15 protein-coding genes are annotated in these 14,373 nt (G+C 63.4%); 1 reads left to right on the top strand and 14 read right to left on the bottom strand.

Annotated features, from left to right (window positions below; translation table 11 throughout):
- From coaD to FB460_RS11965, 12 genes are all read right to left on the bottom strand, one after another.
- Positions 1 to 398, bottom strand: a 398-nt coding sequence (coaD, locus tag FB460_RS12015) for a pantetheine-phosphate adenylyltransferase (RefSeq protein WP_142094441.1), incomplete at its 3' end; no start/stop codon positions are given.
- Entirely contained in the window at positions 395 to 982 is a 588-nt protein-coding gene (gene rsmD, locus FB460_RS12010) for a 16S rRNA (guanine(966)-N(2))-methyltransferase RsmD (RefSeq protein WP_142094440.1), read from the bottom strand. The genes coaD and rsmD, both read right to left, overlap by 4 nt.
- Positions 983 to 1,033: 51 nt before the next feature.
- Complete coding sequence (locus FB460_RS12005; protein ID WP_142094439.1) at positions 1,034 to 3,382, bottom strand: ATP-dependent DNA helicase RecG; 2,349 nt, start codon at positions 3,380 to 3,382, stop codon at positions 1,034 to 1,036.
- An 81-nt stretch (positions 3,383 to 3,463) separates the two neighbouring features.
- The gene (rpmB, locus tag FB460_RS12000) at positions 3,464 to 3,649 is read right to left on the bottom strand and encodes a 50S ribosomal protein L28 (RefSeq protein WP_142094438.1); all 186 of its coding nucleotides are present in this window, start codon (positions 3,647 to 3,649) and stop codon (positions 3,464 to 3,466) included.
- A 119-nt stretch (positions 3,650 to 3,768) separates the two neighbouring features.
- Positions 3,769 to 4,668 (bottom strand): MurR/RpiR family transcriptional regulator, encoded by a 900-nt coding sequence (locus FB460_RS11995; RefSeq protein ID WP_211345988.1) that lies wholly within the window; start codon positions 4,666 to 4,668, stop codon positions 3,769 to 3,771.
- Positions 4,669 to 4,723: 55 nt separating this feature from the next.
- The gene (locus FB460_RS11990; protein ID WP_342775232.1) at positions 4,724 to 6,070 is read right to left on the bottom strand and encodes a bifunctional metallophosphatase/5'-nucleotidase; all 1,347 of its coding nucleotides are present in this window, start codon (positions 6,068 to 6,070) and stop codon (positions 4,724 to 4,726) included.
- Positions 6,071 to 6,072: 2 nt separating this feature from the next.
- On the bottom strand, positions 6,073 to 6,813 hold the full coding sequence (locus FB460_RS11985) for a PhnE/PtxC family ABC transporter permease (RefSeq protein WP_170210087.1): 741 nt from the start codon (positions 6,811 to 6,813) through the stop codon (positions 6,073 to 6,075).
- A gap of 29 nt (positions 6,814 to 6,842) precedes the next feature.
- A complete protein-coding gene (phnE, locus tag FB460_RS11980) occupies positions 6,843 to 7,622 on the bottom strand; it encodes a phosphonate ABC transporter, permease protein PhnE (RefSeq protein WP_142094435.1) in 780 nt (259 codons plus the stop codon).
- Positions 7,619 to 8,461 carry a phosphonate ABC transporter ATP-binding protein gene (gene phnC / locus FB460_RS11975; protein ID WP_142094434.1) on the bottom strand — a complete coding sequence of 281 codons (843 nt, stop codon included), beginning with the start codon at positions 8,459 to 8,461 and terminating at the stop codon, positions 7,619 to 7,621. Before phnC ends, phnE begins: the two co-directional genes overlap by 4 nt.
- Before the next feature lie 84 nt (positions 8,462 to 8,545).
- Entirely contained in the window at positions 8,546 to 9,424 is an 879-nt protein-coding gene (locus tag FB460_RS11970; RefSeq protein WP_211345987.1) for a phosphate/phosphite/phosphonate ABC transporter substrate-binding protein, read from the bottom strand.
- A gap of 56 nt (positions 9,425 to 9,480) precedes the next feature.
- Positions 9,481 to 10,158 (bottom strand): HAD family hydrolase, encoded by a 678-nt coding sequence (locus FB460_RS13525; protein ID WP_425466997.1) that lies wholly within the window; start codon positions 10,156 to 10,158, stop codon positions 9,481 to 9,483.
- A 282-nt stretch (positions 10,159 to 10,440) separates the two neighbouring features.
- Positions 10,441 to 12,120 carry a ribonuclease J gene (locus tag FB460_RS11965; RefSeq protein ID WP_142094432.1) on the bottom strand — a complete coding sequence of 560 codons (1,680 nt, stop codon included), beginning with the start codon at positions 12,118 to 12,120 and terminating at the stop codon, positions 10,441 to 10,443.
- A gap of 61 nt (positions 12,121 to 12,181) precedes the next feature.
- Between FB460_RS11965 and FB460_RS11960 the strand changes: the two genes are divergently transcribed.
- Positions 12,182 to 12,736 (top strand): GNAT family N-acetyltransferase, encoded by a 555-nt coding sequence (locus tag FB460_RS11960; RefSeq protein ID WP_246044405.1) that lies wholly within the window; start codon positions 12,182 to 12,184, stop codon positions 12,734 to 12,736.
- A gap of 6 nt (positions 12,737 to 12,742) precedes the next feature.
- Here the strand turns inward: FB460_RS11960 and FB460_RS11955 are convergent, their stop codons facing one another.
- Both FB460_RS11955 and dapB read right to left on the bottom strand, forming a co-directional pair.
- Positions 12,743 to 13,450, bottom strand: a complete 708-nt coding sequence (locus FB460_RS11955) for an LmeA family phospholipid-binding protein (protein WP_142094431.1) — start codon at positions 13,448 to 13,450, stop codon at positions 12,743 to 12,745.
- 38 nt (positions 13,451 to 13,488) lie between these two features.
- Positions 13,489 to 14,226, bottom strand: a complete 738-nt coding sequence (dapB, locus tag FB460_RS11950; RefSeq protein ID WP_142094430.1) for a 4-hydroxy-tetrahydrodipicolinate reductase — start codon at positions 14,224 to 14,226, stop codon at positions 13,489 to 13,491.
- Positions 14,227 to 14,373: the final 147 nt, after the last annotated feature.

Here is a 14,373-nt window from a genome sequence, read left to right as displayed (position 1 = left end):
GCGACCTCACGAACCAATGTGGAGGACACATACGCCCACTGGGCGGACGTGGGCAGCAGGACCGTCTCGACAGGCTGCAGCTGCCGGTTCATCTGAGCCATCTGCAGTTCGTAGTCGAAGTCTGCGGCAAAGCGAAGTCCTTTGACGATCACACCGATGTCATGGGCCATGCAGAAGTCCACGAGCAGACCATCGATCAGCTGGGGACGGACTCCCGGGATGTCCGCGGTGGCCTCCTCCAACATCTCGACGCGTTCCTCCGGGGTGAACAGGCCACTCTTGCTCATGTTGCGTCCCACACCGATTATCACCTCATCGACGATGCGGCTGCTTCGTCGGATGATGTCGAGATGACCGAAGGTGACGGGGTCGAATGACCCGGGGCAGATGGCCTTCACGGGGTTCCCTCCCAGTGGGCGAAGTGGATGATGGTGTCACCGTACCGGCGCTCCCACGACTCGGTGAAGCCCGTCGGCCAGGTGGGGCCCACTGATCGACGATCTCGTTCGAGCATCACCAGAGCCGTACGTGCCAGCCACCCACCCGACAGCTGGGCCACCAGGTCATCGAGCTCGGAGGTCTCCATCGGATACGGCGGGTCGGCCCACACCACGTCGAAACGTTGGGCCGGTGGCGCCGAGAGGTGCGTCTGCACCTTCATCACCTGTATCTGAACGAGGAGATCCAGGTCCCTGGCCGTCCGTTCGATCTGACGAGCCGTCCGGCGATCAGCCTCCACCGCCAGCACAGGATCTGCTCCCCTGCTCGCGGCTTCCAGAGACATCGCCCCACTTCCTGCGAAAAGATCCAACCACGCGATTCCGTCCAATGCCGTGGCAGGATCCACCTCGATGGTGTCGGCCCACGAGACCACCGCGTTGAACACCGCCTCGCGCACACGATCGGAGGTGGGACGGGTTCGCTCGCCCGGTGGCGCCGAGAACCGGCGGCCTCTGGCGGCTCCAGAAATGATGCGTGGCATTGCCCGATCGTAACGCGCCATCTGAAGCCATCAGGTCACCGCCGACACTGCTCATCCACGTTCGAGGAACTCCGCCTCGGCACGTTCGGCGAGACGATCCACCGCGTCGGCCACCCCCGGATGCTCGAGGTCGGGGTCATGTGTGACCCACTTCTCCGCAGCCGTACCGGCCTGCTCGATGAGCTCGACGTGCTCGAGAACCCGCAGCAGCCGCAACGACGAGCGGGAACCTGACTGGTCTGCACCCAGCACATCTCCTTCACGCCGCTGGGCAAGATCGACCTCAGCGAGTTGGAATCCATCGCGAGTCCTGCTCAACGCATCCAGACGTGCACGGGCATTCGAATCCGGTGCCATCGTGGTGAGAAGCAGACAGGTCCCCGGCAGACTTCCTCGTCCGATCCTCCCCCGCAGCTGATGCAACTGTGAGATTCCGAACCTGTCGGCATCGCTGACCACCATCACCGCGGCGTTCGGCACATTGACGCCCACCTCGATCACCGTGGTGGCCACCAACACATCGAGATCACCGGCGGCGAAGGACTCCATGGTGCGGTCCTTGTCCTCGGTACTCATCCGCCCGTGCAACAATCCGACTCTCAGATGTGCGAGCGGGCCGCCCTCGGAACTCAACCACGCATGCAGCGGTTCGGCCCCCCGTGGGGGCAGGGGGTCCCCACCGTCCTCGAGATGTTTCGCGTACGCGTGCCGGTCCCGCGGCATCGGGCGAGGAAGTTCCTCACCATCGATCTGGGAACACACGATGAACGTCTGACGCCCGGCCTCGGCCTCCTCCGCGACACGTTGCCAGGCCCGGTCCACCCAATGCGGATGGACGATCTCATCGACCACGGTGGTACTCACCTCCGCACGGCCCGCAGGAATCTCGCGAAGTGTGGCCACGTCCAGGTCCCCGAACGAGGTCATCGCCACGGTGCGCGGTATCGGCGTCGCCGTCATGACCAGTAGATGCGGCCGCCGTTCCGCGCGGTCCGCCAGCAGGGCACGCTGCTCCACACCGAACCGGTGCTGCTCGTCGACCACCACCAGTCCCAGATCGGCGTACTGGACCTCATCGGCCAGCAGGGCATGAGTGCCGATGACGATACCCGCCTCCCCCGAGGCAACCTTCAGCAACACCTTCTTGCGTTGTGCCGCCGGCAGCGAACCCGACAGGAGCACCACCTCGGTGTGCTGGTCATCTGCAAACAACCCGGCCCCCTGCGCCAGTTCACCGAGCTGTTCTCGGATCGTCGCAGCATGCTGGGCCGCCAACACCTCGGTGGGAGCCATCAACACCGCCTGCCCACCGTTGTCGACGACATCGAGCATCGCGCGCAGCGCCACGAGCGTTTTGCCCGAACCAACCTCCCCTTGGAGCAGGAGCTGCATCGGGTGCTCCTTCGTCATGGCTTCGGCTATCTGTTCACCGACACGGTGCTGCCCCTCGGTGAGTTCGAAGGGCAACGATCGGTCGAAGGCCGCGGCGATCCCGGCGTCCCTGCGCGGACGCGGCTGTGCCGGTTGCCGCTGCGCGAGGACGCGCCGGTGGGCCATCGTCGCCTGCACGGCGAAGGCCTCATCGAACACGAGTCGCTGCCGCCCCAGGAAGGCCGACTCCAGATCCGGGGGCCGGTGCACCCACGCAAAGGCCTCAGCCAAGGTGGGCAGCCCCCGTCCAGCGAACACCTGTGGATCGATGCGATAGCGATGACAGAAGCCGCCGGGGTCGGATTCGGCCTCCGCCAGCTCCACCACATCCACCGAGGCCAATACCTCCGCGGGCAACGGTTCGGGGAGATCCTCCACCAGGGGAAGCCCGAGGCTGCTGATGCACTCGGCGATCCGCCAAGTGGGAAGTTTCGCGGTCGCCGGGTAGATCCCGAGGAGTCCGCTGGTGAACAGCAGCCATTCAAGCTTCTCCACGTTCCGTTTCGCCCCGCCGTTGACGCGGCCCTGTTCATCGAACGTGATGTAGTCGGGATGGGTGATCTGGAACCGGTCCCGGTAGACGCCGACCTTGCCTGCGAACAGCCCTTGGACGCCCGGCTTGAGTTGGCCGTGCCAGTGCTCCACATAGTGCTGACGGCCGAAAAAGGTGATGTCGATCGTGTCGTGCCCGTCAGTGAGCGTCCCCGACAGCCGCCACATTCTTGCCCGACGCGTGGGGTGCGCTTCACTGCGCACCACTCGCAGAAGCAGTGAAACCTCGTCCCCGGGCTGCAGATCCGACAACGATGAGTTGTCCGTGCTGCGCATGTAGCGCCTGGGCACGTGCCGCAACAGGTCATCGATGCTCACGATCCCCAACGACTTCAGCGCCGCCGCCGTGGATCCCCCAACCGTGCCGGCCACACGCTGCGACAACGTCTTCCAGGCCTGCGTCCGCCAGCTCATCATGACCTCACCTTAGGGGTGGGAACACACGAACGGACCCACCGTTTCGGTGGGTCCGTTCGAAAAGTCTTGCCAGGGATGACCTCAGCGTGAGACGCGGCCGGCCTTGAGGCAGCCGGTGCACACGTTCATACGCTTGGACGTACCGCTGATGGTGGCACGCACACGCTGGATATTGGGGTTCCAGCGGCGGTTGGTCTTCTTCTTCGACCACGGCTTGTTGTGGCCGAAGCCGGGTCCCTTGGCGCACACGTCGCACACTGCTGCCATTGGAACTCTCCTTAGGGCGGAATGATCAGGATTCACCGAAAAGGTCCGCAGGACCAGTTCGGCAACCGCGCCACTATAGCCCGATCCTCCACCATGAGTCCACTTGATACTGCCGACACTCAGCGAGATTCGCCCTCATCTTGCGTAGGAACGAAGGATTGCTCATCACTGAGGTTGGCGGCCACGACCCTCAACACATCAGATCTGGCCGCCTTCCCGCCGGGACCACGACGAGAAACGATGATCCCCACCAACGCGTGGAGAAAAACCGCATGCGAGATGCGAGACGCGTGCTCGAGCTCATCGCGGAACGAATCGTGAGCGGAAGCGATGGTCAGCGCGTCATCGGCCAGATCAACCAGTGGCGAAGTGGCGAAGGACGTCACTGCCACCACCCACACACCCGCCCGGCGCGCTGCATCAACCGTGCGCAAAGTCAATTCGTTGGAACCCGAGCCGCTCACCGCCACCAGCACGTCATCACCGGAGAGCTGACTGGCGGTGATCTGCTGAGCCATGGCGTCATGGACCATCTCGGCCGGACGGCCACCGGCCGTCAGACGCATCGCGAAATCTTGCGCCAGCGGGGCTGAGAGCCCATTCGCCACGCAAAGGACGCGAGCCGCTGAGGTTATCCGGCTCACCGCCCGGTCGAACCCTGATTCCTGAAGCAGCCCCAGACTCTCGGGCAGCAACGCAGCGAAGCGTTCCACTTCGGAACGCAGACGTTGCAAGTCGCTGCCCACTGGGCCATCGTTCGAGGGGATAGACAAAGCCAACTGCCGCGCCAGTGCCACACGCAACTGCGGCCAGCCACGATAGCCGAGCTTCTGGCAGGTGCGGATCACCGATGAGCGGGCGACTCCCAAGGAATCGGCCAATTCCTGAGCCGTGGACTCCACTGCGCGTTCGGGTTCGGCCTGTATCGCTTCGGCAACACGTAACTCCGTTGGGCCGAGCCCGTTGCGCAGCGCAGAAACCCGTGTTGCGGGTGTTGCGTCATCGGTGATCATGGCCATCTGCCCCTCCCCTTGTCATGCGCCAGCCTGAAATCGCCTCAGGTTAGCGTGCATGTCATCCTGAGTCGGCGTCGAGGAATCGACCGAACGTGCTGGCAATGTCATCCAGCCAGTCGTGAGGTTCTGCTCGCTGCACCCGCCCCTGCGGCAGAGCCCAATCAAGTGGCACGTTCGCCACGAACTCCACGTGGGCGGGTGGGACAGCCACGTCAACACCACGGATACTCACGCTCCAACATTCAGGACCAATCCCATCGGTCACAACCCCACCGGAAGACGCCACCGCCCCTGCCTCACGCAGCACGGCGATGAGCTCCTCCCCCGGCATCTGATACACCTGTGTTCCGAGCGGACCGGGGAATGCCCGCTCAAGGTCCCGCCACGACAACACACGTGATGGCAGGTACAACACCGAGGCCGAAACCGACATACGTTTCTGAAGCAGCCGATGCATCTGTTCGCCATCAACCGCACTCGGCTGGTCCGCCCATTTCTCGCTCCGCTCCCACGCCGTCGTCAACCGACTCATCGCGCGTTGCCGTGATGGAGTGGCGGTGGCGCAGACTTCTGGAGAGCTGAGCCGCCCCTCCCGGTGCACTACTCGCCCATCGCGCAGACCGAAGCGCAGTGTACCGACGCGTTCCCCGCCATAACCGGGCTGCACGTAGGCCACGGGCCCTGACGCCCCGGCCGCCACACCAGCCGCAGTACGGTGTTGATGGCCTAGGATCACGCCGTCGAGCCCGGAAACCGAGGCCATCAACCGTTGTCCCTGATTCTCGCCGGTGTCGTACTCCCACGGGCGCCCGGATTCGGGATCTGCCTCCAAACCGCCGTGGTAGCTCAACACCAACACGTCCACAAGATCACGCAGTCTGATCGCCTCGGATGTGACCGTATCCACCGGATCCAGCACTCTCACTCCCGCGACCGATGAATAGCGAGTCAGACGTTGCAGATGACCGGTCACCGCACCGATCACACCGAATCGGACACCACCACGCTCCAAGACGGCCGAAGGCGCGAAGAGCGTAGACCCAGCAGCGTCCACCACGTTGCAACACACATAGCAGGCGGTGCGCAGAGCGTCCACACGACGATTCAACAGGTCAGCACCATGATCGAAATCATGGTTTCCCGGCACACCGACGTCCAGCCCCAGCGCCTCAAGTGCAGGCAGCAGCGGATGACGCTCGGCCCGACCCGACAGGTGGGCGCCCAGACGACTCCCGGTCAAGGTGTCCCCGTTGTCAACCCATAGCGAGGCAGCGATGGAACTTCGAGCTTCACCGATATGAGTGGCGGCACCAGCCATCCCCATGGTCCGCGTCTGCCCCCTCCAGACATGGGCGTGAAGGTCGCTGGTCGCGAACACCACCGCTTCGCATTCCCCGGGCCCCATGCTCACCGCATTCTCCTTCGCAGCGCTCCTGAAACCGCATCGATCATCGAGACCGTCACAACCATCCCGTAAAACAAGATCGCCACCCGATCCCAGCTGCGAGAGCTGACCGCGAACAGGATCGGGGCGCCGATCCCCCCGGCTCCTACCATGCCTAGGATGGATGCGGATCGCACGGAGATCTCGAGCCGATTGAGTGTCAGGGAAAGGAACTCGGGTATCACACGTGGCAGTTGCGAGTGGACCAAGACTTGGACGCCCGTTGCCCCCACCGCGCGCAGACCGTCATCTGGCCCGGGCGTCAGACGCTCGACCTCTTCAGCGAACAACCGTCCCAGCATTCCGATCGAACCCGCGGCAATGGCCAGAGAACCCGCGAAAGGCCCCGGGCCGACGATGACGACGAAGATCACGCCGAGAATGAGATCGGGAAATGTGCGCAACACGGTGAAGACGGTCATCACTGTCGAAGCCACCAAGCGTCCGCCGGACCGCTGGGCCGCCACGAACGCCAACGGCCCGGCCACCAAGGCCGCCAAAACCGTACCAACGAACGCGATCGCGATCGTGAGAGCCAATGCCCCGAGGAGATCTTCCCCTGTTCCTCGATAGACGAACTCCAGATCGGGGTGGGCAAAACCGTGGGCGATCGAGGCCAGTACCTGACGCCAAGAGTCGCCCAAGCCACCACGCCCTACTCCGCTGAAAGCCCAAGCAAGGAGCCCCACGACCACCATCGCCATGGCCCAATGATGAAAACGTCGAGCCCTTCTCACAGCAGCCGCCTCCTCGCCCATGCGCTCAGTGCGTCGATGATCAGGACGACCACGAACACCGCGAGAACGATGACAACGACACGGTCATACCGAGCCAGCGCCATGGCCGACTGAAGTGGAACGCCCACCCCGCCGGCCCCGACCATGCCCAGCACGATCGACGACCGCACATTGATCTCCAACACATACAACGTGTAGCTGACGATGTTCGGCAACAGCGACGGAATGACGGCGTGGACAGCCACCTGTGCGCGGGTGGCCCCCACCGCAGCCATGGCTTCGAGCGTTCCCTCATCGATGCTCTCGATGGATTCGTAGAACAACTTGCTGATGAATCCGAAAGTGAAGACGACGATGGCCAGCATGCCGGTGAACGCCCCGATACCCACCAGAGCCACAAGCAGGGCAGCAGCCAAGACTTCCGGAATGGTTCGAATGAGATTCAGCAGACTTCGAACCACAATTGTCACACCATGGTTGCCGGTGATGGTCTTGGTGGCGAGGAAACTCACAGGCAATGCCATCGCGGCGCCGATCGTCGTCCCGGCCAACGCCATCTGCACGGTTTCAGCCAACGCAGGCAGTACGGCCAAGAGGTAGTCCCAGTTCGGCGACAACATTCGGGACACGAGGCCACCGGCTCGCCCAACATTGGCGATCAGACGCGCGAAATCGGCTCCGATCATCGCTGAAGACAACCAGAAAAGGGCTCCGATGATGGCCACCACGGCGATATGCAGCGGTAGATTCCGGTGGATGGTCTGCCGGATACTCATGGCGTCCGGCACTCCTCAACATCGCAGTCCTCGCCCCCTTCTGCTGGGCCCTTGCCATCCGAGCCCCGGGATTCCGGTAGCTGCTGAGCCTCGTTCATGGCCCGATAGGCGTCTCCATAGATCTCCCCGAGTCGCGTGTCGGTCGCCTCCTGAGGTGTACCGTCGAAGACGACCATGCCGTCTCGCATCCCAATGATCCTCGTGGCCCACCGGCGCGCCAACGGCACAGAATGCAGACTCACCAGAACCGTCAGCTCGAGTTCATCGCGAACTCGCCGCAGATCAGACATCACACGATCCGTGCTGACGGGATCAAGCGAAGCGACGGGCTCATCGGCCAGCAGCACCGACGGCTCTTGGACGAGGGCCCGAGCAATCGCGACACGCTGCTGCTGACCACCCGAAAGCTGGTCGGCACGCTGGTGCAGCTTGTTGGCCAGTCCGACCCGGTCCAAAGCGCGCTCGACCAGTTGGTAGTCACGGCGGTTGAATAGACCCAGCGTGCCCAGCACCGGGTGCTTGTGGGAGAGTCGCCCCACGATCACATTATGCTGCACAGTGCTGGGCCCGACCAGGTTAAAACCTTGGAAGATCATGCCGATCCGACCCCGCAAACGCCGCAGGTCCTCCCGCGACCCTCCAACCACTCGCCCGTCCACCTCGACTTCGCCACTCGTGGGTTCGGTGATCCCATTCACGGTGCGCAACAGAGTGGACTTTCCTGCTCCCGACAGGCCGATGAGAGCCACGAACTCACCACGACGCATTTCGAAATCGACATCGCGAAGACCACGGACACCGTTGGGATAGATCTTGTTGACTTCCTTGAAGGCGATCATCACGGCTTCCTTCCTGCCATGAGCGACACCGTGGTCCGGACGAAGAGATCCCGCCCGGATCACGGCAGGCGTCACCAACGTCACTCAGAGATCGCTGGCGCGTTCGGTGTAATCACGGACGATGTCGTAAGCCTCCTGATCGGCCTCCACATAGCCTTCGTGCGAATAGAGGCTCGAAATGATCTCGTGCCCCTCCGGATCATCGGCGATGGCGAAGAAAGCCTCGCGAATCGACTCCTTCAGGCCGTCGTCGACAGCAGGATGCACGGCAATGGCATCGTTGGGAATACGTTCGTCGGTGAGATAGAGAACCTTCACCTTATCAGTGATGTCCTCGATGTCCTTGCTCAACAGGACCCGGCCGCCCTCGAACGCGAACGCGGCGTCGACGTCTCCATCCAGAACCGCCATGATCGCCGAGTCGATTCCAGAAACGGTCGTGAGGGTCAGATCGTCGTGGATATCCAACCCGGCCTCGCCCAGCTCAACCGCGGGAAAGATGTAGCCACTCGCGCTGGCCGCGTTCTGGGCGGCGATGGTGCGTCCCCTCAGGTCCTCCAGATCCGTTATTCCACTGTCGGCTCCGACGAGAATCTCGCCTCGAAAGCCATCAACCAATTCATCCGTGGGCTGGGCTGTCTCGGGGTCCATGGCAGGTATCTGAGCTTGAAGCAGCGCCTCGGCCGCGCCCTGCTCATGAGCGAGCACATAGGTCGCCGGAGGCATGATGCCGATGTCTACCTGTTCGGCGGCCATCGCTTCGACAATCGTCGAATAGTCCGTGGCAATGGTCACCTCCACCTCTCGGCCGAGCTCGTCCCCCAAGAGCGTGGCCAAGGGCTGCGCCTCGGCCTGCATGTCGGAGTCAGTACGGGTCGGCACGAACTGGAGGACCAACGGCTCGTCGGCTGTGGGAGCAGAACCCGTCGAGCATCCGGTGGCGGCAATGGACAGCAGGGTCATGACAGTGGCAGCGAGGCATCGCAGGGTCTTGGGGTTCGTCATCGTGGGTCTCCTTGTCACATATGGGTCGAATGCGTGCTGGTGGTGTTGGCCACCCATTGGCAGACGTCGGGGTACAGGGACGGCAAAGTGGGTGCATGAAAAGTTGGCCTCGCGCCGAGGGGAGGCCGCCCGATCAGTGCGGTATCGCCGCCCACGTCGTGAACGGGCCTGAGGTCGTTGCGCCAGATGTCACCGATGCTCAGGACACGGCCCTGCTCGAGCCAGCCCCGCGCCATACGTCCAAGAGCACGGGGTTTCCCCGCTGATGTGCGTTGGAGGTCGAATCGCCCGCTCAACCCCATGAGCTCGAGAGCCCGATCCAGTCCGACGGGAGGAGCATTCGTGACCAGAGCGACTCGGATCCCGGGATGACTCTCCACTTCGGACAAAAAATCGGCGAGTCCGTCAGGCACAACGACCGGAGCGGCATCGGTCGCCAACAATGTGCGGCTGTCCAAGTATGCTTGATCGATTACGTGCGATGGGACTCCCTGCGCCGTGGCTCTCAGCCGAACCAGATCGTAAGCGTCCAAGGCCGGAGCGGGAACGGCACCTTTCTGCTGTGCTTGGGACAGCTCGGCAAACAGCGCTTCTTGGAAAGCCTGTCCATCCGCCATGGCCTCAGAGACTTTGCGTCCGTATGCCCGAACCGGTCCCAAACCCAGCGCGACGGTGCCGTCGAAGTCGAATATGAGCGTGTTGATCGTTCCTCCCGGACCACTCTGGACGATGCGTCCACAGTAATCGACAAAAGTGGACGCTTTGGTTATTGCTGGGTGAACTGTCCGTGAACTATCGACGCGTGAGCGGAACGGACGAATAAACGAGGGCCATCACACGTGGTGCGGGATACACCACGGGTAATGGCCCTCGTCACGACGGAGGGATAGCCCCATGCGCCAAGAGACTCATGATGGCACAAGCCGGGAGAGGCTCGGGTGTCAACCGCTCCAGCGCTATCCGCCGCAATGGGATCAGGTGTCGACCACCACCGGAACGATCATGGGTCGACGACGATGTTTCTTGTTGACCCAACGCCCGATCTTGCGACGAATCACCTGCTGCAGCTTGTGGGTCTGGTCGACGCCGTCGGAGAGGGCACCGGCGAGTTCATCGGCGATCTCCTCCTTGATCCCGTCGAAGATCGAGTCATCGGGGAGGAAGCCCCGGGTGTGGATCTCGGGTCCGGAGACGATCATGCGCGACTCGGTGTTCACCACCGCGATGACCGAGATGAAGCCCTCCTCGCCGAGGATGCGGCGGTCCTGCAGGGAGTCCTCGGTGGTCTCCCCCACCGTCTGTCCATCCACGAAGACATAATCGGCGTTCACCTTGCCCACCACATCGACGCACCCGTCGGCCAGGTCGACGACCTCACCATCGGTGACCACCACGATGTTCTCCCGCGGTATGCCGGTCATGTGTGCCAGCTCCGCATTCGCATTCAGATGCCGGTACTCGCCATGGATGGGCATGACGTTGCGCGGCTTGACGATGTTGTAGCAGTACAGCAGCTCCCCGGCGCTCGCGTGCCCGGAGACATGTACCAATGCATTTCCCTTGTGCACGACGTTGGCGCCCAGCTCGGTCAGCCCGTTGATGACGCGCGAGACCGCTGTTTCGTTGCCGGGGATGAGGGACGATGCGAGCAGCACGGTGTCGCCGGCCTCGAGTTCGATGACCGGATGCTCACGACGAGCGATCCGCGACAACGCCGACAGTGGCTCACCCTGTGAACCGGTGGAGACCAGCACCACCTTGTCCCGAGGCATGTCGTCCAGCTGTTTGATGTCGATCAACACGCCTTCCGGCACGTCGAGGTAGCCGAGCTCCTTGGCGATGGCCATGTTGTTGACCATGGAACGGCCGATGTAGGCGACCTTGCGTCCATGCCGAACCGCTGCGTTGAGAACCTGCTGCACACGGTGCACGTGCGATGCGAAGCAGGCGACGATCAGCCGCTGCCTGCTGGAGGCGAACACCCGCTCGATGGCTGGCTGGATCTCACGCTCACTCGTGGTGAACCCGGCCACTTCGGAGTTGGTGGAGTCAGTGAGGAAGAGGTCCACGCCTTCGACGCCCACCTGCGCGAATCGACGCAGATCGGTGATCCGTCCATCGAGTGGAAGCTGATCCATCTTGAAGTCACCGGTGTGCAGCACGGTGCCCGCAGCGGTGCGGAGCACAACGGCCAACGCGTCGGGGATCGAATGGTTCACCGCGATGAACTCGATGTCGAAGCCATCCAGCGGCTCCCGCGAATCATGGTCGACGATGCGCAGTTCGGGATTGTGAATCTTGTGTTCTTTGAGTTTCTTGCGCACCAGGGCCAGCGTCAGGCGACTCCCGTAGATGGGAATGTCCTCGCGGAGCTTGAGCAGGAACGGCACCGCACCGATGTGATCCTCGTGGCCATGGGTCAGCACCAGGCCCACGATGTCGTCAAGACGATCCCGGATCGAGTCGAATCCGGGAAGGATGAGATCGATGCCGGGCTGCATCTCGTCGGGGAAGAGGACGCCGCAGTCAACGAGCAGGATCTTGCCGTTGATCTCGAACGACGTCATATTGCGTCCCACGTCACCGAGCCCTCCCAGCGGGGTCACCCTGAGGGTGTCGCGAGCGATCTTGGGCGGAAGCGTAGGGGTAGACATGCCAGCGATCGTATCGCGCGTCCCCGCCCCGTGTTGGGTACGCAGCGCGTAGGGTGCCGTTGTGACTGATTCATCCGGTAGCGCTCCCCTGTCCACGCCCAACTCGGTTCGTCTGGCCATGCCGTCGGAAGCGCGTGTACTCGCCGAGATGCAGCGCCGTGCATGGGACGGCAGCGGCGACCTGGGCGCACGGATGCTCACCCAGGTCACTCTCGATCAGATGACGCAGGTGTGGGCTGCCGCCATCAACAACCCTCCGCTGGCCACGTTCCGTGTACTCATCGCCGTGAACGACGACGGTGCGCCGGCCGCCTTCGCCACCACCGAGCCGGACGATTCACCCGATGCGGTGGGTGGGCGTGACGGTGAGATCTCCGAATTCGTCGTGGATCCCCCAGCGCGTGGGCATGGTCACGGTTCGAGACTGCTCAACGCCTGCGTCGACACCCTCCGCGCCGACGGCTTCACCCGGGCGGTCTGGTGGATCACCAGCACCGATGATGCCCTGCGCAGATTCCTCACCGAGTCCGGCTGGGGCCCCGACGGCGGTCACCGGGAGATCGGCGACGACGAGGTCCGCATCAAGCAGGTTCGTCTGCACAGCGACATCAGCTGACGCCGCTCACCCGTTCAGGCGGACGTCGGTCCCGCTGATGTCCAACTCGAGCCCCTTGCGAGAAGACCGCACGCCTGTCGCCCTGAGCCCGAGAGGCAGTGAGATCGGCGTCGGTTTGACCATCTTCTCCACTGCTTCCTGCACCACCACATCAGGAATCTCGTATCCTTGGACGGTGGCGCTGGCGTCATCGAGATGGAAGGTCTGCGTGGCCTCATCGACGACGGGCCGGGCACTGACGATCAAGCGGATGGACTGCCCCATCAACCTCTGGTCGTAGTCCGCCCGGATGCGCCCACCCGGGCCATCGCGCACCGGCACGTGCACGACTTCCTCAGCCGATGTCCATCGAACCCGTGCCGTACCGGTGAGCCGGCCCGCCGTGTACGACTCGAAGTCGGTCGTGGTGACATCGCGCAGTGTGAGATCGAGTTCGTCGATCTTCAACGCGAAGCCCTCCGTTGTGATCTCCACATCACGTGCGTAGACGTCGATGGCGTCGAAACGGCGTTGGGCGACCTGTGGCCCGAAGAACCTGCCTGCGAAGTCCACCCTCGGTGCACCATCGAGCCCCAGTTGGTTCTGGACGCTCGCCGACACCTTCTCCTCGGCGAAGGCCCGCAGCCGCATGTCCCCGTACCCGAGGCCTGCGACCAACCCCAGAACCACGACCGTCGCCACCCCGAGTTTCACACCGGGGCGACGCTTCCGCACTGTTGTGACGTCACGCGGTCCACGCGCTGCCCTTCGGCTCACGCGAGGTCGAGAAGGGTTTCGATGCCCAACGTCAGCCCCGGGTGGGAGGAGACCTCCCGCACCGCGGTGAGCACACCGGGCATGTAGGCCGCGCGATCGTACGAGTCGTGACGCAGTGTGAGCGTTTCACCGGCGGTGCCGAACATCACCTGCTGATGGGCGACCATGCCGGCCATCCGCACGCCGTGCACGTGGATGCCCTCGATCGTGGCACCGCGGGCTCCGGGAACCTCATGCTCGGTCGCGTCGGGAACGGCCCCCAGACCGGCCTCCTCGCGTGCCTCGGCGATCTTGTGGGCGGTGGTCGTCGCGGTCCCGGAGGGAGCATCGGCCTTGTGCGGGTGATGCATCTCGATGATCTCGACCGATTCGTAGTACCGGGCCGCACGTTTGGACAGCTCCATGCTCAGGATCGCGCCGATCGAGAAGTTCGCTGCGATCACGACACCGACCTCGGGCTTCGCCTCGAGCCAGGCACGAATCTGGTCGTAACGCTCCTGGTTGAATCCGGTGGTGCCCACCACGGCGTGCTTGCCGTGCTCGATGCACCATTGGAGGTTTCCCATGACGGCATCGGGATGGGTGAAGTCGACGATCACCTCGGCGTTCTTGGCCTCGTCACGCGGATCTCCATGATCCACACCGGCGATCAGGTTCATACCATCTGCCTGACGCACCGCACGGCACGTCTCGGCCCCCATCCGTCCATTGGCTCCGAACACGGCAACGTCCATGACTTCTCCTTCAAGCAGTGGTCCGGGTATCACCACGGGCTCTCGGCCCCAACCTTAGAGGGTCACCAAGACGGCGATCGCCCCGCACCACATTCCGTGGCACGGGGCGATCGATCAGGCCTGTGTGGCCGGGACGCCGAGGTCACT

This window comes from Propioniferax innocua (genome assembly GCF_006716235.1).
GTDB classification, from domain to species: domain Bacteria; phylum Actinomycetota; class Actinomycetes; order Propionibacteriales; family Propionibacteriaceae; genus Propioniferax; species Propioniferax innocua.
The sequence above is the reverse complement of the archived record's forward strand: the minus strand, read 5'-3'. Positions and strand labels throughout refer to the sequence as shown.

Excerpts from the sequence above, each read along its gene's own strand:
- rsmD (WP_142094440.1), bottom strand. The coding sequence starts at position 982 with ATGCCACGCATCATTTCTGGAGCCGCCAGAGGCCGCCGGTTCTCGGCG.
- FB460_RS12005 (WP_142094439.1), bottom strand. The coding sequence starts at position 3,382 with ATGATGAGCTGGCGGACGCAGGCCTGGAAGACGTTGTCGCAGCGTGTG.
- rpmB (WP_142094438.1), bottom strand. The coding sequence starts at position 3,649 with ATGGCAGCAGTGTGCGACGTGTGCGCCAAGGGACCCGGCTTCGGCCAC.
- FB460_RS11995 (WP_211345988.1), bottom strand. The coding sequence starts at position 4,668 with ATGGCCATGATCACCGATGACGCAACACCCGCAACACGGGTTTCTGCG.
- FB460_RS11990 (WP_342775232.1), bottom strand. The coding sequence starts at position 6,070 with ATGGGGCCCGGGGAATGCGAAGCGGTGGTGTTCGCGACCAGCGACCTT.
- FB460_RS11985 (WP_170210087.1), bottom strand. The coding sequence starts at position 6,813 with ATGGCGATGGTGGTCGTGGGGCTCCTTGCTTGGGCTTTCAGCGGAGTA.
- phnE (WP_142094435.1), bottom strand. The coding sequence starts at position 7,622 with ATGAGTATCCGGCAGACCATCCACCGGAATCTACCGCTGCATATCGCC.
- phnC (WP_142094434.1), bottom strand. The coding sequence starts at position 8,461 with ATGATCGCCTTCAAGGAAGTCAACAAGATCTATCCCAACGGTGTCCGT.
- FB460_RS11970 (WP_211345987.1), bottom strand. The coding sequence starts at position 9,424 with ATGACCCTGCTGTCCATTGCCGCCACCGGATGCTCGACGGGTTCTGCT.
- FB460_RS11965 (WP_142094432.1), bottom strand. The coding sequence starts at position 12,120 with ATGTCTACCCCTACGCTTCCGCCCAAGATCGCTCGCGACACCCTCAGG.
- dapB (WP_142094430.1), bottom strand. The coding sequence starts at position 14,226 with ATGGACGTTGCCGTGTTCGGAGCCAATGGACGGATGGGGGCCGAGACG.